The sequence below is a fragment of the Streptomyces sp. NPDC040610 genome (assembly GCF_055594065.1).
The window spans coordinates 77,096-99,083 of the sequence record NZ_JBVIXA010000014.1 but is presented as its reverse complement, the minus strand read 5'-3'; the positions used below and the strand labels follow the sequence as shown (position 1 = coordinate 99,083).

Genomic DNA, 21,988 nt, shown 5'->3' with positions numbered 1-21,988 from the left:
CGTCCCCCCCCCCCCCCCCCCCCCCCCCCCCCCCCCCCCCCCCCCCCCCCCCCCCCCCCCCCCCCCCCCCCCCCCCCCCCCCCCCCCCCCCGCCGTCGGCCACGCGACTCGGCGCGGCAGAACGTCAGGGCGTCAGAACGTCACCCCACCGGCGTGAAGTCCCGCGCCCCGATGTACTCGGGCCGCCGCACCGGCGCCGCGAACGGCTCCACCGCGGCGTTCTCCACGCTGTTGAAGACGAGGAAGACGTTGGAGCGCGGGTAGGGCGTGATGTTGTCGCCGGAGCCGTGCATGGCGTTGCAGTCGAACCAGGTCGCCGAGCCCGCCTCGCCGGTGAACAGACGGATGCCGTACTCCCCGGCGAGCTTGGTCAGCGCCTCGTCGGACGGCGTGCCCGCGTCCTGCATCTGCAGGGACTTCTTGTAGTTGTCCTTCGGCGTCTCGCCCGCGCAGCCGAGGAACGTCCGGTGCGATCCCGGCATGATCATGAGCCCGCCGTTGGTGTCGTGGTTCTTGGTGAGCGCGATCGACACCGAGACGGTCCGCATGTTCGCCAGGCCGTCCTCCGCGTGCCAGGTCTCGAAGTCCGAGTGCCAGTAGAAGCCCGACGCCCCGAAGCCCGGCTTGACGTTGATCCGGGACTGGTGGACGTACACGTCGGAGCCGAGGATCTGGCGGGCCCGGCCGACCACGCGTGGGTCGGCCGCGAGGCGGGCGAAGACCTCGCTGATCCGGTGCACCTCGAAGATGGACCGGATCTCCTGGGAGCGCGGCTCGACGATGGAGCGCTCGTTGGCGCGCATCGCCGGGTCGTTGATCAGCCGCTCCAACTCGTCGTGGTACTCCGCCACTTCCGTGGGCGTGATGAGCTGCTCGATGGCCAGGAAACCGTCGCGTTCGAACCCCGCCAGGTCCTCGCCCGTGATGGGGCCCTCGGCACCCGGCGCGGACCACACCACGGGGTCCTTGCGCTCGATGAGCACCTCTTCGGCGCCTCGGGTCGGGTACAGGTCGGCGGTGCGTCCGGGTGCGGTGGTCATGGTGTTGCCTGCCTCTCCTCTCTCGTACGGCCCTGTGCGGGATGTCCTTGCCGTCAGCCGTGGGTCACACCGTCTCCGGCTCCGTGAGCAGCGGGTACACGCCGTTCTCGTCGTGGTCCTCGCGGCCCGTCACCGGCGGGTTGAACACACACAGGCAGCGGAAGTCCTTCTTGATGCGCATCGTGTGCTTCTCGTGCCCGTCGAGCAGATACATCGTGCCCGGCGTGATGGTGAACTTCTCGCCGGTCTCGTCGTTGGTCAGCTCGGCCTCGCCCTCGGTGCAGACGACGGCCTCGATGTGGTTGGCGTACCACATGCTCGTCTCCGTACCGGCGTAGAGCACGGTCTCGTGCAACGAGAAGCCGACGCGCTCCTTGGCGAGCACGATGCGCTTGCTCTCCCAGGTGCCCGACGCGGCCTTGACGTGCCGGTCGGTGCCTTCAATGTCCTTGAACGAGCGGACGATCACGGTCAGTCAGTTCCTCTTCTGTGCGTGCTGTACGGGTGCTGTGCGAGTGGTGTACGAGGACGGGGTGCCGCGCGGGCGACCGCTCAGGCGGTCTCGCGGACCGCGCGGGCGAGCGTGCGCAGGCCCTCGTCCAGTTCCTCGGCCGTGATGGTCAGGGCCGGGAGCAGCTTGACGACCTCGCTCTCGGGGCCGGAGGTCTCGATCAGGAGGCCGAGTTCGAAGGCGCGCTTGGCGATGGCGCCCGCGCGCGGCTTGTCGCGGAACTCGATGCCCCAGACCAGGCCGCGGCCGCGGTACTCCGCGATGGCGTCGCCGTTCTCGTCGGCGATCGCGACCAGCGCCTGCTCGATCTGCTCGCCGCGGGCCTGGGTCTGCTTCTCCATCGCCGAGCCGTCGGCCCAGTAGGTCTCCAGGGCGGCGGCGGCCGTCACGAACGCCGGGTTGTTGCCGCGGAAGGTGCCGTTGTGCTCGCCCGGCTCCCACACGTCCAGCTCCGGCTTGAACAGGCAGAGCGACATGGGCAGGCCGTAGCCGCTGATGGACTTGGACACCGTCACGATGTCCGGCACGATGCCCGCCTCCTCGAAGGAGAAGAACGCGCCGGTGCGGCCGCAGCCCATCTGGATGTCGTCGACGATCAGCAGCATGTCCCAGCGCTTGCAGACGTCGGCGAGCTGCCGCAGCCACTCGGCGCGCGCGACATTGATGCCGCCCTCGCCCTGGACCGTCTCCACGATCACGGCGGCGGGCTGGTTCAGGCCGGAGCCGGAGTCCTCCAGGAGGCGCTCGAACCAGATGAAGTCGGGGGTGCGCCCGTCCAGGTAGTTGTCGAACGGCATCGGCGTGCCGTGCACCAGCGGGATGCCCGCGCCCGCCCGCTTGAAGGCGTTGCCGGTCACCGCGAGCGAGCCGAGCGACATGCCGTGGAAGGCGTTGGTGAAGGACACGATCGACTCGCGGCCCTTGACCTTGCGGGCCAGCTTCAGCGCGGACTCCACCGCGTTGGTGCCCGTCGGGCCCGGGAACATGACCTTGTACGGCAGGTCGCGCGGGCGCAGGATCAGGTTCTGGAACGACTCCAGGAACGCGCGCTTGGCCGTCGTCGACATGTCGAGGCCGTGCGTGACGCCGTCACGCTCCAGGTAGTCGATGAGGGCGCGTTTGAGGACCGGGTTGTTGTGGCCGTAGTTGAGCGAGCCGGCCCCCGCGAAGAAGTCGAGGTACTCATGACCGTCCTCGTCGAACATGCGGCTGCCCTGCGCGCGGTCGAAGACAGTGGGCCAACCGCGGCAGTAGCTGCGCACCTCCGACTCCAGGGTCTCGAAGACGCTCAGGTCGGGCTGGGTGATGGTCACAGCGGATCTCCTGGGAGATGGATTGATCGAGGGGTTCTGAGTGGACTGGGATCGTGCCGGGGGCATGTGACGGTGCGTCAGGCCTCCGGCGGCGCGGCTGCCGGCCGGTCAGCGGAACAGTGGGGCGATGTCGTACAGGACCTCGGGCTCGTGCCCGCCGTCGTCGCCGGGAAACAGGGCCGCGTCGAACAGCACGGTCCGCTCGACGCGCGCGCCGTGGCGCGCGGCGAACGAGGTGAACAGGCGCTCGGAGGCGGTGTTGCCCGGCGAGATGGTCGTCTCCAGGGCGTCGAACCCGGGATGGGCGGCGACCTTCGCGGCGAGCCCGTCGAGCAGCGCACCGGCGAGGCCGCGGCCACGCTGCGCGTGGTCGACGGCCACCTGCCAGACCACCAGGGTGCGCGGCTTGTCGGGGCGGACGTAGCCGGTGATGAACCCGACGGGTTCGCCGTCCGCGTCCCTGGCCACGACAGATGTCGCCGCGAAGTCGCGGCACCACAGCAGGTAGCTGTACGAGGAGTTCAGGTCGAGGACCTTCGAGTCGCGGGCGATCCGCCAGATCGCGGCGCCGTCGGCGACGTCCGGGCTGTCGAGCCGCAGGCCCTCGGGCATTTCAAGGAATTTCGCTTGCAGGTCGGTCGGTAGATCGGCTTGTGCAGCGGTCATGCGGATTGAATTTACCGAGCAATTTCTGGGATTGCATCGGGGGAAGGGGTTACGCGCGGCGCATTCATGTGTTATCACGCAGGCGCGGGCGCCCGCATGAACGGCCGGGGTTTTGTGGCGTTATTGCCGGATTTACTTCCGACAAAACGGACTGGCTGTGGAGTGCGTCACAGCAGCGTAATCCCCGCGAGACGTGCCCGAATTACGGCGTTTGGCGCTGGCGAAATCTTAGTGTTTAGGCCCTCGGAAAGCGGGCAGAAGAATACGGGAAGCTGCACTCATAAAGAATTCATGAAAGCGCACGGGATAATTGCCCTGGGGCGCTTTATCGCGGTGCGTGAATCGCGTTTCCCGACGGTGCCGGACGGGCCGTCCCGGAGGGAAGAGCCCGTCCGGCGACTGAGGACGAGGCGCGGAGCGCCGATCGGCGCTCACCCAGGCTTACGCCCAGGTGTCGGTGACGGCACGCCGGGCGGCCTCCAGGTCCACCGCGAGCCCGACCTCGCCCATCGCCGCGCCGAGCGCCGCCAGCGAGGCGTGCACCACGCCGCGCGTCGCGTCCGGGCCGTAGTGGTTGACGCGGATCATCTCCTTGGCCAGCGCCCCGCCGCCCGCCACCAGCGGAAGCACCGGGTCGGCGGCCAGCGCCCGCGCGACCAGGTCGGAGGCGTCGACGCCTCGCGGGGCCCGCAGCGTCGTCGCGACCGGCGCGGCGTCCGCGGCCTCGTACACATACGGCTCCAGGCCGCCGCCGAGCGCGAGGGCGCCCGCGCGCGTCGCCGTCGCCGCCGTCGCGTGCCGCCGCATCAGCGCCGCAAGGCCCTCCGCCTCGATGCGCTCCACACACGCCTCCAGGGCCAGCATCTCCAGCTGCGCCGGGGCGTGCAGGAGCGCCTTGCGGCCGCCGTCGATCCACCGCTCCTTCCAGTCGAGGAGGGAGAGGTACGAGCGGCGCGGAGCCTCGGGGTTGGCGGCCATGCGCTGCCAGGCGCGCTCGCTCACCGACACCGCCGACACGCCCGCGGGGCCGCCCATCGCCTTCTGCGCGCCGATCACGCACAGGTCCACGCCCCATGCGTCCGGCAGCAGCGGCTCGGCGGCCACCGAGGCCACCGCGTCCAGCATGAACAGCGCGCCGTGCGCCCGTACGACCTCCCCGATCTCCGCCACCGGGTTGGTGTTGCCGGTCGCCGCCTCCGCGTGCACCAGGGACACGAAGTCGATGTCCGGGTGCTCGGCGAAGGCCGCCTCGACCTGCGCGGCCGTCACGGCGGTGTGGAACGGCACCGCGAGGTCGACGACGCTCGCGCCGCAGTCCCGCAGCCAGTTCCCGAAGGTCTGCCCGTACGGGCCGGTGATCACGTTCAGGGCCTTCGTGCCCGGCCGGGCGGCGCCCCGGATGCAGCCCTCCAGGGGCAGCAGCGCCTCGCCCTGCATGATCACGACGTCCTGCTCGGTGTCCAGGAGCCGGGCCACCCGGTCCTCGATGGCGGCGAAGTGCGCGGCGCCCAGCGGCGCCAGGTCAAGGAAGGGGTGGGTCACGCTGCTGCTCGCTTCGGTAACGGGGTCGGTACGGCGGGTCGGTGAGGCGGCCGCGGGGCTCGGCCCCGGGCCTCTCGCCGTCGAGCGTACCCACCGCCCCGGTCAGCCCTGTCGCCTCCCACGCTGCTGTCTAAGCTGACGCACATGAGCGAACGCGCGGTGCTGCACGTGAAGGGGCGGGTGCTCGTAGGGCCCGAGGACGTACGCGACGAGCTGTGGGTGGTCGGCGGGCGGGTGACCTACCGGCGGCCCGCCTCAGCCGCCGGGGACGTGACGACCGTTCGGGGCTGGGCGCTGCCCGGGCTCGTCGACGCGCACTGCCACGTCGGCCTCGACGCGCACGGGCCCGTCGCGCCGGACGTCGCCGAGAAGCAGGCCCTCACCGACCGCGACGCGGGCACCCTGCTCCTGCGCGACGCGGGCTCGCCCTCCGACACCCGCTGGATCGACGACCGCGAGGACCTGCCCAAAATCATCCGGGCCGGTCGGCACATCGCCCGCACCCGCCGCTACATCCGCAACTACGCCCACGAGATCGAGCCCGACGACCTCGTCGCCTACGTCGCCCGCGAGGCGCGGCGCGGCGACGGCTGGGTCAAGCTCGTCGGCGACTGGATCGACCGCGACGCCGGGGACCTCACCGCCTGCTGGCCGCGCGGTGCCGTCGAGGCCGCCATCGCCGAGGCCCACCGGCTCGGGGCCCGCGTCACCGCCCACTGCTTCGCCGAGGACTCCCTGCGTGACCTCGTCGAGGCCGGCATCGACTGCGTCGAGCACGCCACGGGCCTCACCGAGGACACCATCCCCCTCTTCGCCTCCCGCGGCGTCGCCATCGTGCCCACCCTCGTCAACATCGCCACCTTCCCGCGGCTCGCCGACGGCGGCGAGGCGAAGTTCCCCCGCTGGTCCGCCCATATGCGGCGGCTCCACGCCCGTCGCTACGACACCGTCCGCGCCGCCTACGACGCCGGTGTCCCCGTCTACGCCGGCACCGACGCGGGCGGTGCCCTCGCCCACGGCCTCATCGCCGGGGAGGTCGCCGAGCTCACCAAGGCCGGCATTCCTCCCGTCGACGCGCTCTCCGCCGCCGTCTGGCGTGCGCGGTCCTGGCTGGGGCGCCCCGGGCTCGTCGAGGGGGCTCCCGCGGACCTCGTCGTCTACGCGGAGGACCCCCGGGCCGACGTCCGGGTCCTGGCGGCGCCTTCGGCGGTGCTCCTGAACGGACGGCCGGTGGGCTGACCCCACGCCCTGCGGGGCTCCCCAGTCCCGCCCCTTCCCGAAACCGGGGGCTGCCGCCCCCTGGACCCCCGCTGTCGGCGCTTCGCGCCTCGTCCTCAAACGCCGGACGGGCTGAAACCGTGCCGCACCGGCGACATATATAGCCCCTCCGGCGTTTGAGGAGCGGGGTCTGGGGCGGAGCCCCAGTTACGGGAAGGGGCGGGGCTGGGGAGCCTCCGGCAGGACCTCCGACGGCGCGCGGCCCGGGACCAGTGCGCCGTCGGTGACGTAGCCTTCGGGGCGCCCGGTGAGCTCCGTCGTGAGGCGTTCGCGCCATACGGTGAGGGAGTGCGGCGCGGCGGCCGCCAGGTCGCGTGTCTCCCGCGGGTCCTGGGAGAGGTCGAAGAGCTGCTCCCGCCCCGCACCGGAGAACCACACGTACTTCTCCCGCCCGTCGGTGAGCCACTGCATGGACTCGCCGAGGAGGGCGTGTTCGCCGTGGAGCCAGGGCCGGGGCGAGGGGAGCGGCTCACCCCGGGCCGCGGGAAGCAGGCTGTAGCCGTCGAGGCCGGCCGGCACGGGCAGCCCGGCGCAGTCGAGCAACGTCGGCATGACGTCCCGCAGTTCGGCGAGGGAGTCGGCGACGACCCCGCCGCGGGGCAGCGCGCCGGGCGGCCCGGCGAGGAGGAGGGGCACCCGGGCGGACCCCTCGTACGGATAGGCCTTCCGCCACAGCCGGTGCTCACCGAGCATCTCGCCGTGGTCGGAGGTGAAGCACACCCACGTGTCATCCGCGAGCCCGAACTCGGCGAGGGCGGTGAGGAAGCGATGGATCTGCTGGTCGATATGGGCCATGTGGCCGTAGTAGCCGGCGCGGGCGCGATGGACCGTATCGGCGTCGTACGTCGCGCAGTTGGCGTCCGCGCGGCTGTCGTCGCGCCAGTGGCCGAGCGCGTCGGCCCAGTCGCCGACGACGGGTTCCTCCAAGGGTGCGCGCAGGAACTGCTCGAAGGCCCAGGCGGGCGGGTCGTACGGCGGATGGGGCCGGTGGAAGGAGAGGTGGAGGAGGAAGGGCGAGGTGACATCGCGGCGGTACAGGAAGTCGATGGCCTCGGTCACCACCCAGTTGGTGGGGTGCAGCCGCTCGGCCCGGGGCCAGGGCCGGGCCACGACGCTGTTGCAGTCGAGCCCGGTGTCGGCGTAGTCGGCCCCGGCCCCCTCGCCGGGCTGCCGTGCGAGCCAGGAGAGGTAGTCGTCGTGGAAGCGCGGGTCGACGCGCCGGTCCCGGGCGGCATGCAAGTACCCGTCGTGGAGGGTCACTTCGTCGAACCCGATGCGATTGCGCTCGGGGAACGCGTGCAGCTTCCCGATGGCCCGCGTCTGATACCCGTGCCGCCCGAACTCGGAGGCCAGCGTGACCGGGTACTCCCACGGCACGCCGTCCCGGTACCCGGTGCGGCGGTGCGAGGTCTGCGCCAGGCCGGTGTGCAGGGCGGCGCGGGCCGGGATGCACGACGGCACGGCGGAGTACGCCTTCTCGAACCGGGCGCCGCGGCCCGCCAGTTGGTCCAGGTACGGCGTGCGGACGACGGGGTGCCCGGCGGCGGACAGGCAGTCGCCGCGCCACTGGTCGGCGGTGATCAGGACGACGTTGCGAGGCATGCGGCTCCTGTTGACGGAGGGTGACGCGACGGGGTCCGGCTCGTTGTACGTAACTTTGCCGCGGCACCGGCTGTCAACGTGACGATCACGCTTGTCACCGGCACGTGCGGGGTGCGCGAGGCCAGAGGGAACGCCCGTGCCGACGGATTCGAATACATCAGCGAAAACCTCTCCTTGGGGTGAACTCACGTCGCGTTGCTGACTGTTCACTCTCAGTGCGTAAAGATTCCGGGAGTCGGGAGGGCGCCGCCAGGCGCATCCCGGCTTCCCCGGTGCCGCGCGCACGCGATGTCCCCGTATGGCGTGCGCGGTCGGTACTTCCGTGACTCATGTGAGGGTTCCACCACCTTGACCAGCAACGCCTTCCGCAGACTGCCCGGGCGCCGCATCGGCGCGCTCACCGCCGCCACCGTCGTCGCCGTGGGCTCCGCGGCGCTCTCCACCGCGGGCACCGCGCACGCCACCGACGACCACCGCGGCGGCCGCGCCGACGCCGTCGTCCTGCGCACCGGCCTCAACGTCTCCCTGCTCAACAAGACCGTGAACCTCCCGCTGAACGCCGTCCTCAACGAGGTGTCCGCGCCCGCGAGCGCCCAGAAGACCGCGCTCACCGCGAAGTTGGACGGTGTGGACGGGGGCCGCCCCTTCAGCGTGCTGCGCGCCGACGCCGCGACCGCGCGGGCCACCGTGAAGGGCGGCACGGCCGAGGGCTACAGCAACATCGCCCGCGCGAAGGTGCACCTGCCCGGTCTGCCGCTGCTGCCCCTCGTCGAGGTCGACCAGGTGACGTCCAAGGCCCTGTGCGTCTCCGGCAAGCGGCCCGTCGCCGACTCCAAGCTGCTCGGCGGGGTGACCGTGCTCGGCAAGCGTGTCGCCGTGAAGGCCGCGGGCACCACCCAGGTGTCCGTCCCCGGCGTCGGCGACGTCCGGCTCGACCTGTCGTCGACCCGCACCACGTCCCGTACGGCCGCCGCGGTCGCCCTGCGCCTCAAGGTGTCCGTGGACCCCCTGAAGCTCGGCGTCGCCGCTGTCGACGGCACCGTCACCCTGGCCGGCGCCACCTGCACGACCCCCGGGCCCGGACCCAAGCCCCTGCCCGAGCCCCAGAAGGCGGACCCCGCGCCCCAGGGCAGGCCCGCCCAGCCGGTGGCCGCCAAGAAGGAGGCCCCCGACGACAACCTCGCCGAGACCGGCGGCAGTTCCTCCACCCCGTACGTGGCCGGGGGAGCGGTCGCCCTGGTCCTCGCCGGGGGCGGCGCCCTCGCCCTGGCACGGCGCCGCCGCTGAGGTCGGGGCCCTGCCGGGGGCTCCCCAATCCCGCCCCTTCCCGGCTGTGTCGATTTGCGGCTCCGCCGCGTGGGGGGCTCCGCCCCAGACCCCGCTCCTCAAACGCCGGAGGGGCTATATATGTCGCCGGTGCGGCACGGTTTCAGCCCGTCCGGCGTTTGAGGACGAGGCGCGAAGCGCCGACAGCGGGGGTCCGGGGGCGGCAGCCCCCGGGTTCGGGAAGGGGTGGGACTGGGGGAATGCCCCGCAGGGCCCCACCCCCTCAGGCCCCGACGGCCAGCACCCCCCGCAAAGCCCCCAGAAACGCGTCCGTCGTAGCCCGGTCCCGCACCGCGACCCGCAGCCACTCCACCCCGAGCCCGGGAAACGTGTCGCCACGCCGCACGGCGAACCCCCGCTCCCGCAACCGTTCCCGCACCACGAGACCGTCGGCAACCCGCACCAAGACGAACGGCCCCTCCGCGGGACCGGCCACCGACACCCCCGGCAACTCGCCGAGCCCGTCCACGAGATACCGCCGCTCGGCGGCCACCCGGTGGGCCACATGCCCGGCCTCCGCGAGCGCGCGCGGCGACACACACGCCTCCGCCGCGGCGAGCGCGGGCGACGAGACGGGCCACAGCGGCTGGGCGCGGGACAGCTCGGCGACGACCGCCGGGTCGGCGAGGACGTAGCCGACGCGGAGGCCCGCGAGCCCCCATGTCTTCGTGAGGCTCCGCAGCACGACGAGCCCCGGCACGTCGACGCGCCCCGCGAGGGACTCCCGCTCGCCGGGCACGGCGTCCATGAACGCCTCGTCCACGACGAGGACCCGCCCGGGCCGGGCGAGCCGGACGACGTCCGCGGCGCGATGCAGCACGGAGGTGGGGTTCGTGGGATTGCCGACCACGACGAGGTCGGCGTCCTCGGGCACCAGCCCCGGATCGAGCCGGAACCCGTCATCGGCCCGCAGCAGCACCCGCCCCACCGCGTGCCCGGCGTCCCGCAGCGCCGCCTCGGGCTCCGTGAACTGGGGATGCACGACGACGGGCCGCCGCACCCGCAGCGCCCGCGCGAGCAGCACGAACGCCTCGGCGGCCCCCGCCGTGAGCAGCACCCGCTCCGGCGGAACCCCGTGCCGCGCCGCCACCGCGGCCCGCGCCGCCCGCCCGTCGGGGTAGGCGGCCAGGCCGTCGAGGGACGCGGCCACATGACTCTTCAGCCACGCGGGCGGCGTCCCGGCACGGACGTTGACGGCGAGGTCGACCAGATCGTCCTCGTCCCGCACCTCCACGTCCCCGTGGTGCCGCAGGTCGACGTCGGGCCCGGCGACGGCCGCCGCCGGGCCGTCGGCGACCCCGGCCTCAGTGGGAGTGCGCATGGCTTCCGTGGTGGCCGTGGCCGTGCCCGTGACCATGGCCGTGGTGATGGTGGCCGTCGTCGTCGGGGTGGAAGTGCGGCTGCTGCGGCAGGCCCACCTTGTCCTCGAAGCCCGGCAGCGCCACCCGGTACACACAGGTGTCGCAGTTCATCCGCAGATCCCCGCCCACGGCCTCCCGGTAGCGCTCCATGACCAGCTCGACCAGCTCCTCCTCGGGGCCGATCACATCGGCGGACCGCACCTCCACGTCGGGGTGCGCGGACGCCCAGCCGTCGGTCTGCTGCCGCACCCGGTCCGGCAGGATGCCGGTGAACAGGAAGTACGGCAGGACCACGATCCGCCGCGCGCCGAGCGCCACGCACCGGTCGAGCCCCGACGGCACGTCGGGCGCCGCGAGCGACACGAACGCGGTCTCCACGCCCGCGTACCCGCGCCCCTCCCACAGCAGCCGCGCCGCCTTGAACACCTCGGAGTTGGCGTCGGGGTCCGTCGAGCCGCGCCCCACCAGGAGCACGGTGACGTCGGCCCGGTCCTCGGGCGTGCGCACGGTGTCGCCGAGCGCCTCGTCGAGCCGCCGCTCCAGGACCTTCAGGATCGAGGGGTGCGGGCCGAGCGGTCGGCCGTAGGAGTACGAGATGCCGGGGTGGCGCTCCTTCTCGCGGGTCAGCGCGGCGGGGATGTCGCCCTTGGCGTGCCCGGCGGACACCAGCATCAGCGGCACCGCCGCGAACCGTTTCACGCCCCGTTCGACGAGTTCGGTCACGGCTTCGCCGAGCGGCGGCGGCGACAGCTCGATGAAGCCGCCCGCGACGGGCAGTTCGGGGTTGCGGCGCGCCAGCTCCGCGACGAAGTCGCGGAACGCGGCCGCCCCGGCGTCGTCGCGGGTGCCGTGTCCGGCGATGAGCAGTGCGGGCGGGGTGGTCACTTGTTCTCCTCGGGTCGGATCCCGGCGCCCGGCGCCGGGGGGTGGTACAGCAGGGCGTTCAGAGCGGCCGACGCGACCGCCGAACCCCCCTTCTCGGACACGTTGCTGACGGCGGGAAGCCCGCTGGCACGCAACGCCTCCTTGGACTCGACAGCGCCGACGAAGCCGACCGGCAGGCCGATCACGAGGGCGGGCCTGGCGTCGAGCAGCAGCAGTTCCTCCAGGGCGGTGGGCGCGCACCCGATCACCCAGAGCGCACCGGGACCGACCTGCTCGTACGCGAGCCGCACCGCGTGCGCCGAACGCGTCAGGCCGGTCGCCGACTTGGCGTCCTTCAACCGGCACACCGTCTCGCGCCGCGTGATCCCGGCCGCGACCATCTCCACGTCCACGACGACGGGCGCGCCCGCGTGCAGGGCGGCGTGGCCGCGTACCAGCGACTCCTCGTCCGTGACGAGGTCCCGCGCGTACTCCAGGTCCGCCGCGGAGTGGATGACGCGCTCCACGACGGCGCGCGTCAGCGGCGCGAAGTGCGAGGTGTCGAGCCGGGACCGCAGCCGCCGGAACGACTCCTGCTCGATGGGGTGCACCACGCGTTCTGTGTTCTCCATGTTCTCCATGGCTGTCACACCCCCTGCCAGCGGTAGCCGCGCGGCGTCACCATGCGGCCCGCGATGGCGCGGGTCGCGGTGTTGCCGACGGTCACGACGGTCATCATGTCGACGCTGTCCGGGTCGAGCGCCGCGAGGGTGGTCAGGCGCACGCTCTCGTCGGGGCGCGAGGCGTTGCGTACGACACCGACGGGCGTCGTCGGCGCCCGGTGCTCGGCGAGCAGCGCCAGGGACTTGGGCAGCTGCCAGTCCCGGCCGCGGCTGCGCGGGTTGTAGAACGTCACGACCAGGTCCGCCTCGGCCGCCGCGCGCACCCGGCGCTCGATGACCTCCCACGGCGTGTGCAGGTCGGACAGGCTGATCGACACGTGGTCGTGGCCGAGCGGCGCGCCGAGCAGCGCTCCGGCGGCGAGCGCGGCGGTCACTCCCGGTACGCCGACGACGTCGATGTCGTCCCCGGCCTCGGCGAGCGCGGGCGACGCCATCGCGTACACGCCCGCGTCCCCCGACCCGATCAGCGCCACCGCCCGGCCCTCGCGGGCCTCGGCGACGGCGGTACGGGCCCGCTCCTCCTCGGCGCCGAGCCCCGACTCGACGACCCGGGTCCCCGGCCGCAGCAGATCGCGGATCTGGTCGACGTACTGGTCGAGGCCCACGAGCACGGCGGCGCGCCGCAGTTCGTCGCGGGCGCGGGGCGTGAGCAGGTCCCGGGCACCGGGCCCGAGCCCCACGACGGCGAGCCGCCCCCGCGCGGGCCGCCGCACCACGGCACACGTGGCCATGGCGGGCCTGCCGTCCGCCCGCTCCGACTTCCGCTTCGGTACGACGAGTTCACCCCCGCCGCGCAGCGCCGCGGCCTCGGCGACGGACGGCGTCCCGACGGCGGCGAGCGGCGCCCCGGACGGGTTCGGCACGTCCACCCCCGCGAGTTCCTCGGCGCTGTACGTCACCAACGGCACCCCGAGCCGCGCGGCCGCCTCCACGATCCCCGCCTCGTCCCGCTTGGCGTCGACGGTGGCCAACTCCCGTACGCAGAGAGCCGAGAGCCCGGCCGCACGCAGCGAATCCCGGACCAGTCCGAGCACCTCGTCGACGGGCGCCCCCTTACTGGCCCCGACCCCCACGACGAGCGAGGGCGGCCGCAACACGACTTCGCGAAGCGCGGGCTCAAGCGTCCGGTCGGACACGCGCACCACCGGATGCTCCCGCCGCGCCCCTTCGCCCCGCAGGGCGATGCTTCCGCTGTCTGCCGTCCCCTGCTGCGGCTGGTCGCCCAGCCCCGGGGGGCGGCCACCGTCCGTCTCCCGCTGTGGGCAGTCGTCCCGCAGGGCGGGACCGGTGGGCACAGCCCGGTCCGACGGCGCCGATACGTTCGACGGAAGGGCAGGAAGGGGCCACGCCAACTCCGCCTCCAGGGCGACGGGTTCCCCGTCCAACATGGCCCGGGTCACCCCGGCGACGTCCCCCTCCACGGGGAACCCGAGCATGTCCAGCCCCGGCACGGCCACCGCATCCGTAGCGGTGGTGATCACCGGCTCGGCCCCGAGCACCTCCCCGACCTCCCGAGCCAGCGCGTTCGCGCCCCCCGCGTGCCCGCCCAGCAGGGCGACGGCGAACCGCCCGCCCTCATCGACACACACGACCCCCGGGTCGACCGCCTTCCCTGCCAGCAGCGGCGCGGCCAACCGCACCACGGCCCCGGTGGCGAGGAAGCACACCACCTGCTCGCACTCGCGAAAGGCCCGCTCGAACGCCTCCCGTACGGGCCCCTCGTACACCCGCGTACGAGCGGGCCAGGCCGAGGCCAACCGCTGACAGGCGCCCCCGCCAGACTTCGTGCCGGAGATCAGGCCGATCACTGAACTACCCCTTCGGTAAAGGAAGTTGAACCAGAGGGCTCCGCACCCGGCACAGCCGACCGCGTACCCCACAGCAGAAACACCGGATTGGTCGCGGCGAGCCGCGTGACCTCACCCGGCAGCGGCGCGAGCCGCGACGACTGCAACAGCACCCCGTCGCAGTCGAACCCCGCCCCGAGCAGCGCCGCCCGCACCGCGGGCACCCGGTCGACCGCGGCCAGCGACACCACCACGGCCCGCCGCGCCCGCCGCGCGCAAGCGGTCACGATGGCGGGCAGTTCGCGCCCGCCACCACCGACGAACACGGCGTCGGGGTCGGCGAGGTCGGACAGGACGGTGGGCGCCGCCCCGTGCACGGCGAGGACGTCGACGCCGTGCGCGGCGGCGTTGGCGCGGACGCGCTCGATGCCGTCGGCGGTCTTCTCCACGGCGGTCACGGCGGCGCCGAGCCGCGCGCACTCCACGGCGACGGAGCCGGAGCCCGCGCCGATGTCCCACACCAGGTCGCCCACGCGCGGCCCGAGCCGGGCGAGCGCGAGGGCCCGCACCTCGAACTTGGTGATCATCGAGTCCCGGTGCGCGAACTCGTCCTCGTCGAGCGCCCAGCGGTCGGGCCCGGTGCGCGGCCCCGCGACGGTACGGGCGGCCGCGGTGACCGCCCGGTCCTCGTCGAGGCAGAGCACGACGCCGACCGCGGTGCCCCAGTCGCGGGCGGCGGCCTCGGCGGGCGTGACGCGCTCCACGCGTTCGCTGGCGGGGTCGCCCAGGGCGGTGGCCACGACGAGGGTGCGGCCCTCCGTGCGGCGGGCCAGTTCGGCGCCGAGTTCGGCGGGGCCGCTGCCGGGGCCCGTGAGCACCGCCACCTTCGGGTGGGCGCGGCATGCGTTCACCGCCGTGCGCAGGGCGCGGCCGTGGGCGCTCACCACGACTGCGTCGTCCCAGGGCAGGCCCACCCGCGCGAACGCCGTCGCCACGGAGGAGACACTGGGGCGGACGTCCAGGGCGTCCGGCCCGAAACGGTCCGCCAGCGCGCGCACTATGCCGAAGAAGCCGGGGTCCCCGGAGGCGAGCACGACCACGTTTGCCGCGTGCGTGGGCGCCGCCGATCGGCCTTCGGCCTCGTCCTCGATCGCTGGACGGGCTTTTTTCGCCTCGCTCTCGGCCGTCAGGGCCTGCTCGATCGCCTCCAACGCCGGGGCCAGCGGACCGAGCACCACCCGGCGCACATCCACCGGAACCTCGGCCGCCGCAAGATGGCGGTGCCCGCCCACCACGAGGGCGGCGTCCCGCACGGCGGCCCGTGCCGTCGCGTCCAGGGGCGCCCCTGTCCCCGTACCGAAGACCGTGATCACCGTTCGGACCTCTCCGCGCGGAGGGCGGCGCGAGCCTCCGGGTCGGCCTTGCGGAAGCCGTGGAAGTGGCCCGGGTGGTAGAGGTGGGAGCGGGTGCCGTGGGCGCCGAGGGCGGGGCCGACGAGGAACAGGGTGTGCTTCCACAGCCGGTGTTCCTTCACCGTCTCCTCCAGCGTCTCGATGGTGCAGCTGAGCACCAGCTCCTCCGGCCAGGTGGCCTGGTACGCGACGACGACGGGCGTGGTCGTCGGATAGCCGCCCTCAAGGAGCTCCCGCACGAGCTGGCCGCTGCGCGCAGCCGACAGGAACAGCGCCATCGTCGTGCCGTGCCGCGCGAACTCCCGTACCTCCTCGCCGGGCGGCATCGGCGTCTTGCCGCCGCCGAGCCGGGTGAGGATCACGGACTGGGCGACCTCGGGAATGGTCAGCTCGCGCCCGGCGATGGCGGCGACCGCCGAGAACGACGACACGCCCGGCACGATCTCCGTCTCGACGCCGAGTGCGACGCACCGGTCGAACTGCTCCTGCGTGCCGCCCCACAGCGCCGGGTCCCCGGAGTGGATCCGCGCGACCTTCAGGCCGTCCCGCGCGGCCCGCTCGTACACGGCCACGACGTCCTCCAGGGACATCACCGCCGAGTCCAGGATCTCGGCGCCGTCGCGGGCGTGCTCCAGGACGTCGGCCTGCACGAGGCTGGCGGCCCAGATCACCACGTCGGCGTCCGCGATGGCCCGGGCGGCCCGGAAGGTCAGCAGGTCGGCGGCGCCGGGACCGGCCCCGACGAAGGTCACCTTGCCGGTGGGGGCGGCGTCGGCCATGAGGGAGTTCCTCTCGTACAGAACAGAACGGGGGACAGAGCGGGTACTGAAGAAGGGTTGTGCGGCCCGGGGACGGGGCCGGGGGAGTGGCCCGTGGGGCCAGGGGGCCGCCGCGCGATGCGGGGGCGGGCTCAATCGGCTAGCAAGAGCGCATGGCGGTGTTCGTGGCGCTCGGCGCGTTCGTGATGACACTCGTCGGCGGCTGGACCGCCGGGCGGGTCACCGACCGGCGCCATCTGGTGCTCGGCCTCGCGGGCGGCCTGATGCTCGGCGTGGTCGGCCTCGACCTGCTGCCGGAGGCGCTGGAGGCGGCCGGCGGCCCGGTCTTCGGCGTACCGGCGGCGCTGCTCCTCGCCGTCGCGGGCTTCCTGTTCGCGCACGTGGTGGAGCGGCTGCTCGCGCTGCGCAGGTCGGCGCACGGGGCGGACGAGCACCCGGGCGGCCGGGTCCCTGAGGTCGGCCTGACGGCGGCCGCGGCGATGGTCGGCCACAGCGTGATGGACGGCGTCGCGATCGGCGCCGCGTTCCAGGTGGGCGGCGGCATGGGCGTCGCGGTGGCGGTCGCGGTCATCGCCCACGACTTCGCGGACGGCTTCAACACGTACACGATCACCCGGCTGTACGGGAACGCGCGCCGCAAGGCCGTCGCGATGCTGTTCGCCGACGCGGTGGCGCCGGTCGTGGGCGCGGCGACCACGCTCGCCTTCACCATTCCGGAGCAACTGCTCGGCGGCTATCTCGGCTTCTTCGGCGGCGCCCTGCTCTACCTCGCCGCCGCCGAGATCCTGCCCGAGGCCCACCACGACCACCCGGCGCGCTCGACGCTGCTGTGCACCGTGGCGGGGGCGGCGTTCATCTGGCTGGTGGTGGGCATCGCCGACTGAGCCGCGCACGCCGGCGCGGGCCTGTGGCCCTGCGGTGGACGTCATAGTTTCCCGCCCCGCCCGCCCTCGCGCCGCGCGGGCGCGATGAGCGTCGACAGATACGGCAGCGGCCCGTCGCCCAGCTCGGCGGCGCCCCGGATGGACTCCTCGGGCAGCCCGAGCGCCGACCCCCACACCGCGTCCTCGGTCCGCCCCGTCTCCCGCAGCGCCGCCGCGACCTCGTGCGCGAGCCGCCCGAACTTGTACGCCACCACCGTCCCGGGCCCGGCCAGCGCGTCCTTCAGGACGGCGGCCCCCGCCGTCACCGGCACCAGCGTCAACGGCTCCGTGCCCTCGGTGAGCACGGCTCCACTGCGCGCCGCCAGGTCCTGCATGGCGGTGATCCCGGGCACGGTCTCGACACCGACGCCCGGCACCAGCTCCGCGATGGTCTGCGCGAGATACGTGAACGTCGAGTACACATTGGGGTCGCCGATCGTCGCGAACGCCACCGTGCCGCGCTCGCGCAGCAGCTCGGCGACGCGCTCCCCGGCCGCGTCCCAGGCCGCCTCGCGCCGCGCCCGGTCGGTGCGCTCGTTCAACGCGAACACGACCCGGACGACCCGATCCGCCGGAACGTAGTGCAGCACCGTGGCCTCGGCGCGCCCACGCTCACCCGTGTCCATGACGGGCACGACGACGACATCCGCGCCGCGCAGCGCGTTCACACCCTTGACGGTCACCAGCTCGGGATCTCCGGGCCCCACTCCCACCCCGACCAACCTGCTGCCACTGCTGCCGCTCATGCCTTGCACCTCTCCACAAACCGACGGGCGATCCCGGGCTCGGCGGCCCAGTGCGTGTGCAGATAACTCGCGTGCACACCCTGTTGTACGAAACCTTCGACGCGCCGTTCAGGAGCGTGCAGCCCCCAGGCGGGAGCCGCCCCCGCGCCCGGCTCCACGACCGTGCGGTGAAACTCGTGCCCGCGCATCCGCGTGCCCACGCCCGCGAGCACACTGTCCGACACGGCGACGGCCTCGCGATACCCCAACGTCAACCGCTCCGACATCCGCGCCGTCGCGTCCAGCACCCCGCACATCGGCTTCCCGTCCAACTCCCGCGCCAGATACAGCAGCCCCGCACATTCGGCGGCGACCGGCGCCCCACTGGCGGCCAGCTCCGCGACGGCTTTCCGCAACGGTTCGTTGGCGGACAACTCCGGCGCGTACACCTCGGGGAACCCACCCCCGACGACGAGCCCCCGCGTCCCCGGCGGAAGCTCTTCGTCACGCAACGGATCAAAGGTCACGACGTCGGCCCCCGCGGCGGCGAGCAACTCGGCGTGCTCGGCGTAGGAGAAGGAGAACGCGGCACCACCGGCCATGGCGACGACAGGCCGATGACGACCACAGGACCGGTCCGACACCCCCTGTCCGTCCGGCGTGCACCTCTCAGCCCGCCCCGGCGAAGTTTTCAGCCCGTCCGGCGTTTGAGGACGAGGCGCGGAGCGCCGATTCGAGGGAGGACTGTCCCACCCGCCACGGGACACCCACCCCCGGGGTCCAGGGGCGGAGCCCCGGTTTCGGGAAGGGGCGGGATCGGGGAACGCCCCGCAGGGATCCCACACCGCACCCGACAGCGGCCCCGCACCACGCGCCAGAGCCAACACCGCCTCCAGGTCACACCCCTCCCGCACCTGCGAGGCCAACGCGGCAACAGAGGCCAAAGCCTCCCCCCGCCGCTCGGAAACAGGCACAAGCCCCAAATGCCGAGAGGGCGCCCGAACCTGCGGCACCCGCCGCAACGCCCCGAGCACCGGCACCCCGGAGGAGTCCAACGCCTCCCGCAACAACTCCTCGTGCCGCTCCGACCCCACCTTGTTGAGAATCACCCCACCGACCCGAACCTCCGGATCCCACGAGGCGAACCCGTGCACGAGCGCGGCCACGGACCGGGACTGCGACGAGGCGTCGACGACCAGCACGACAGGAGCCCGCAGCAGCTTCGCGACATGCGCGGTGGAGGCCAGCTCCCCCTGCCCGGAGGCCCCGTCGTACATCCCCATCACACCCTCGACGACAGCCAGATCGCACCCGGCGGCCCCATGGGCGAACAAGGGGCCGATCAGGTCGGGCCCGCACAGATAGGCGTCGAGGTTCCGCCCCGGCCGCCCGGTGGCCAGCGAGTGATACCCGGGATCGATGTAGTCGGGCCCGACCTTGTGCGGGGACACGGCGAGCCCGGCCTCCGTGAAGGCGGCCATCAACCCGGTCGCGACGGTCGTCTTCCCACTCCCGGAAGCGGGCGCGGCGACCACGATGCGCGCTACCACTCGATGCCCCGCTGCCCCTTCTGACCCGCGTCCATCGGATGCTTGACCTTGGACATGTCGGTGACGAGGTCGGCGTACTCCACGAGTTGCTCCGGGGCGTAGCGCCCGGTGATCACCACGTGCTGGGTCCCGGGCCGCTCGCGCAGCACGGACACGACCTCCTCGACGTCGATCCACCCCCAGTGCAGGAGGTAGGCGAACTCGTCGAGCACATACAGCTGGTACGTCTCGGCGGCGAGGTCCCGCTTGACCTGCTCCCAGCCCTCCCGGGCCTTCTCCTCGTTGCTCTGCTCGCCCTCGGCGGGGGCGCGCTGGATCCACGACCAGCCCTCGCCCATCTTGTGCCAGTCGACGGACCCGCCCTGCTCGCTGGCGCCGAGCACCCGCAGCGCGTTCTCCTCGCCGACCTTCCACTTCGCCGACTTCACGAACTGGAACACGCCGATGGGCCACCCCTGATTCCAGGCGCGCAGCGCGAGCCCGAAGGCGGCGGTCGACTTGCCCTTGCCGATCCCGGTGTGCACGACGACCAGCGGCCGGTTGCGCCGCTGACGCGTCGTCAGGCCGTCGTCGGGCACGACACTCGGCTGTCCCTGCGGCATCAGGCAACCCTCCTCGCGGAGCCGTACGACTCCCGAACGTCCTTCACGAGCCCGGCGATCGAGTCGGCCCGCAGCTCCTCCAGCGTCACCGCGGTCCCGCCGAGCTCCCCGGCCAACAGCCCCGCGAGCCCGAGCCGCACCGGCCCCGACTCGCAGTCCACGACCACCGAGGCCTGCCCCTCGGCGGCGAAGAGCCGCGCGGCACGCCCGGCCTGCGCGACCGGCTCCACACCTCCGGTGGCCCGGCCGTCGGTCACCACGATCACCAGCGGCCGCCGCGCGGGATCCCGCAGCCGCTCCACCCGCAGCACCTCGTGGGCGCGCAGCAGCCCGGCCGCGATCGGCGTACGCCCGCCCGTCGGCAGCGACTCCAGACGCACGGCCGCCGCGTCCACGGACGAGGTGGGCGGCAACGCCACCTCCGCCCCCGTCCCCCGGAACGTCACGAGCCCCACCTTGTCCCGCCGCTGATACGCGTCGAGCAGCAGCGAGAGCACCGCGCCCTTCACGGCCGCCATCCGCTGCCGCGCCGCCATCGACCCCGACGCGTCCACGACGAACAGCACGAGGTTCCCCTCGCGCCCCTCACGCGTGGCCTGCCGCAGATCGTCCCTGCGCACCACGAGCCCGCGCCCCGACCGCCCCCGCGCCCGCTGATGCGGCGCGGCGGCCTGCACGGTCGCCGCCAGATGCAGCTTCGTGAGCGCCCCCCGGGGCCGCCGCGCACCCGTCGTACGCCCGTGCTCGGTCCGCGCCCGAGACCGCCGCCCGGCCGCACCCTCACCGAGCCCCGGCACGCTCAACACCTTCGTCCGGAACGGCTCACCGGCCCGCACGGCCTGCTGCTCGCCCGCGCCGCCGCCCTGCGGCTGCCCGTCGTCGGCGGCCTCGGGCGTCGCGGCGGAGCCGTCCCCGGGCTGCTCGGGCCCGGAGTCCTGCGGCGGCTGCCCGCCGCCACCGTCGGGCCCGCCACCATCGGGGTCGGGCTCGTCGTCCCCGTCGCTCTCCCCGAACTCCTCCAGCGTCTCGTCCAGCTTGTCCTCGTCGAGGCCCGGCGCGTCGAACGGATTGCGCCGCCGCCGGTGCGGCAGCGCGAGCAGCGCGGCCTGCCGCACGTCCTCGGCGAGCACGTCCTCACGCCCCGCCCAGGCGGCAAGCGCCGTCGCGGTCCGCGCCATCACGATGTCGGCGCGCATGCCGTCCACCTCGAAGGCCGCGCAGGTCGCCGCGATCTGCCGCAGCGCCCCGTCCCCGAGCCGCACCCGCGGCAGCAGCGCACGAGCGGCGACGATACGGCCTCGTACGGCCGCCTCGTCCTCGCCCCAGCGCGCCGCGAACCCGTCCGGGTCGTCGTCGTAGGCGAGCCGCCGCCGCACGACCTCCACGCGCTGGTCGGGCTCGCGGGACGCGGAGACCTCGACGGTCAGCCCGAACCGGTCGAGCAACTGCGGCCGCAGCTCACCCTCTTCGGGGTTCATGGTCCCCACCAGCAGGAACCGGGCGGCATGCCGTACGGACACGCCCTCCCGCTCCACATACGAGGCCCCCATGGCGGCGGCGTCGAGCAGCAGGTCGACGAGGTGGTCGTGGAGCAGGTTCACTTCGTCGACGTACAGGATCCCGCGGTGCGCGTCGGCGAGCAGCCCCGGCTCGAAGGCCTTCACGCCCTCGGCGAGCGCCCGCTCGATGTCGAGCGCGCCGACGAGCCGGTCCTCGGAGGCGCCGACGGGCAACTCCACCATGCGCGCGGGCCGTGCGGTCCCGGTGCCGGGCTCGTGCGGCCCGTCGGGGCAGGCCGGGTCGGGCGCCCCAGGAGCACACGAGAACCGGCACCCGGCGACCACGTCCACCTCCGGCAGCAGCGCTGAAAGCGCCCGCACGGCAGTGGACTTCGCGGTGCCTTTCTCGCCCCGCACGAGCACGCCGCCGACGGCGGGGGACACGGCGTTGAGCAGCAGGGCGAGCCGCAGGTCGTCCTGTCCGACGAGGGCGGTGAAGGGGTAGGGGGTGCTCACGCGACGACC

At 73.5% G+C, this 21,988-nt stretch carries 19 protein-coding genes; 3 read left to right on the top strand and 16 right to left on the bottom strand.

What is annotated here, in order from left to right; translation table 11 throughout:
• Nucleotides 1-140: 140 nt before the first annotated feature.
• The 5 genes from thpD to ACZ6AA_RS34210 all read right to left on the bottom strand — a co-directional run bounded on the left by thpD (nt 141) and on the right by ACZ6AA_RS34210 (nt 5,072).
• Nucleotides 141-1,040 (bottom strand): ectoine hydroxylase, encoded by a 900-nt coding sequence (gene thpD, locus ACZ6AA_RS34230; RefSeq protein WP_468460573.1) that lies wholly within the window; start codon nt 1,038-1,040, stop codon nt 141-143.
• Between the two features lie 64 nt (nt 1,041-1,104).
• The gene (locus tag ACZ6AA_RS34225) at nt 1,105-1,509 is read right to left on the bottom strand and encodes an ectoine synthase (RefSeq protein WP_030358882.1); all 405 of its coding nucleotides are present in this window, start codon (nt 1,507-1,509) and stop codon (nt 1,105-1,107) included.
• Nucleotides 1,510-1,592: 83 nt separating this feature from the next.
• A complete protein-coding gene (gene ectB / locus ACZ6AA_RS34220; RefSeq protein WP_468460571.1) occupies nt 1,593-2,864 on the bottom strand; it encodes a diaminobutyrate--2-oxoglutarate transaminase in 1,272 nt (423 codons plus the stop codon).
• Between the two features lie 108 nt (nt 2,865-2,972).
• Nucleotides 2,973-3,530 (bottom strand): diaminobutyrate acetyltransferase, encoded by a 558-nt coding sequence (gene ectA, locus ACZ6AA_RS34215; RefSeq protein WP_468460569.1) that lies wholly within the window; start codon nt 3,528-3,530, stop codon nt 2,973-2,975.
• A gap of 441 nt (nt 3,531-3,971) precedes the next feature.
• Nucleotides 3,972-5,072 carry a pyridoxal-phosphate-dependent aminotransferase family protein gene (locus ACZ6AA_RS34210; RefSeq protein WP_468460567.1) on the bottom strand — a complete coding sequence of 367 codons (1,101 nt, stop codon included), beginning with the start codon at nt 5,070-5,072 and terminating at the stop codon, nt 3,972-3,974.
• Nucleotides 5,073-5,216: 144 nt separating this feature from the next.
• Here ACZ6AA_RS34210 and ACZ6AA_RS34205 point away from each other — a divergent pair, with 144 nt between their 5' ends.
• Entirely contained in the window at nt 5,217-6,311 is a 1,095-nt protein-coding gene (locus ACZ6AA_RS34205) for an amidohydrolase family protein (protein WP_468460565.1), read from the top strand.
• A 186-nt stretch (nt 6,312-6,497) separates the two neighbouring features.
• Here the strand turns inward: ACZ6AA_RS34205 and ACZ6AA_RS34200 are convergent, their stop codons facing one another.
• On the bottom strand, nt 6,498-7,952 hold the full coding sequence (locus ACZ6AA_RS34200) for an arylsulfatase (RefSeq protein ID WP_468460563.1): 1,455 nt from the start codon (nt 7,950-7,952) through the stop codon (nt 6,498-6,500).
• A 348-nt stretch (nt 7,953-8,300) separates the two neighbouring features.
• Here ACZ6AA_RS34200 and ACZ6AA_RS34195 point away from each other — a divergent pair, with 348 nt between their 5' ends.
• Nucleotides 8,301-9,239 (top strand): SCO1860 family LAETG-anchored protein, encoded by a 939-nt coding sequence (locus tag ACZ6AA_RS34195; RefSeq protein WP_471462357.1) that lies wholly within the window; start codon nt 8,301-8,303, stop codon nt 9,237-9,239.
• Nucleotides 9,240-9,501: 262 nt separating this feature from the next.
• On the opposite strand, the gene cobC is transcribed toward ACZ6AA_RS34195, so the two are convergent.
• From cobC to cobM, 6 genes are read right to left on the bottom strand one after another with little or no spacing between them, the layout of a single operon-like run.
• Nucleotides 9,502-10,599: an Rv2231c family pyridoxal phosphate-dependent protein CobC gene (cobC, locus tag ACZ6AA_RS34190; protein ID WP_471462355.1), complete on the bottom strand. Its 1,098-nt coding sequence runs from the start codon at nt 10,597-10,599 to the stop codon at nt 9,502-9,504.
• Complete coding sequence (locus tag ACZ6AA_RS34185; protein ID WP_468483885.1) at nt 10,583-11,524, bottom strand: sirohydrochlorin chelatase; 942 nt, start codon at nt 11,522-11,524, stop codon at nt 10,583-10,585. Before ACZ6AA_RS34185 ends, cobC begins: the two co-directional genes overlap by 17 nt.
• Nucleotides 11,521-12,135 (bottom strand): precorrin-8X methylmutase, encoded by a 615-nt coding sequence (locus ACZ6AA_RS34180; protein ID WP_468460555.1) that lies wholly within the window; start codon nt 12,133-12,135, stop codon nt 11,521-11,523. The genes ACZ6AA_RS34185 and ACZ6AA_RS34180 overlap by 4 nt, the downstream gene beginning before the upstream one ends.
• A 14-nt stretch (nt 12,136-12,149) precedes the next feature.
• The gene (gene cobJ / locus ACZ6AA_RS34175) at nt 12,150-13,994 is read right to left on the bottom strand and encodes a precorrin-3B C(17)-methyltransferase (protein ID WP_468460553.1); all 1,845 of its coding nucleotides are present in this window, start codon (nt 13,992-13,994) and stop codon (nt 12,150-12,152) included.
• Complete coding sequence (gene cbiE / locus ACZ6AA_RS34170) at nt 13,991-15,346, bottom strand: precorrin-6y C5,15-methyltransferase (decarboxylating) subunit CbiE (protein WP_471462354.1); 1,356 nt, start codon at nt 15,344-15,346, stop codon at nt 13,991-13,993. The genes cobJ and cbiE overlap by 4 nt, the downstream gene beginning before the upstream one ends.
• Nucleotides 15,343-16,164 (bottom strand): precorrin-4 C(11)-methyltransferase, encoded by an 822-nt coding sequence (gene cobM, locus ACZ6AA_RS34165; RefSeq protein WP_468460549.1) that lies wholly within the window; start codon nt 16,162-16,164, stop codon nt 15,343-15,345. Before cobM ends, cbiE begins: the two co-directional genes overlap by 4 nt.
• Nucleotides 16,165-16,316: 152 nt before the next feature.
• On the opposite strand from cobM, the gene ACZ6AA_RS34160 reads away from it, so the two are divergent.
• Nucleotides 16,317-17,048: a ZIP family metal transporter gene (locus tag ACZ6AA_RS34160; RefSeq protein WP_468460547.1), complete on the top strand. Its 732-nt coding sequence runs from the start codon at nt 16,317-16,319 to the stop codon at nt 17,046-17,048.
• Between the two features lie 41 nt (nt 17,049-17,089).
• Here ACZ6AA_RS34160 and cobI read toward each other — a convergent pair whose 3' ends face one another.
• From cobI to ACZ6AA_RS34140, 4 genes are read right to left on the bottom strand one after another with little or no spacing between them, the layout of a single operon-like run.
• Entirely contained in the window at nt 17,090-17,833 is a 744-nt protein-coding gene (cobI, locus tag ACZ6AA_RS34155; protein WP_471462352.1) for a precorrin-2 C(20)-methyltransferase, read from the bottom strand.
• Entirely contained in the window at nt 17,830-19,362 is a 1,533-nt protein-coding gene (locus tag ACZ6AA_RS34150; protein ID WP_471462351.1) for a cobyrinate a,c-diamide synthase, read from the bottom strand. Before ACZ6AA_RS34150 ends, cobI begins: the two co-directional genes overlap by 4 nt.
• The gene (gene cobO, locus ACZ6AA_RS34145) at nt 19,356-19,964 is read right to left on the bottom strand and encodes a cob(I)yrinic acid a,c-diamide adenosyltransferase (protein ID WP_468460541.1); all 609 of its coding nucleotides are present in this window, start codon (nt 19,962-19,964) and stop codon (nt 19,356-19,358) included. The genes ACZ6AA_RS34150 and cobO overlap by 7 nt, the downstream gene beginning before the upstream one ends.
• Nucleotides 19,964-21,979, bottom strand: coding sequence for a putative cobaltochelatase (locus ACZ6AA_RS34140; RefSeq protein WP_471462349.1), 2,016 nt, complete (start codon nt 21,977-21,979; stop codon nt 19,964-19,966). The genes cobO and ACZ6AA_RS34140 overlap by 1 nt, the downstream gene beginning before the upstream one ends.
• Nucleotides 21,980-21,988: the final 9 nt, after the last annotated feature.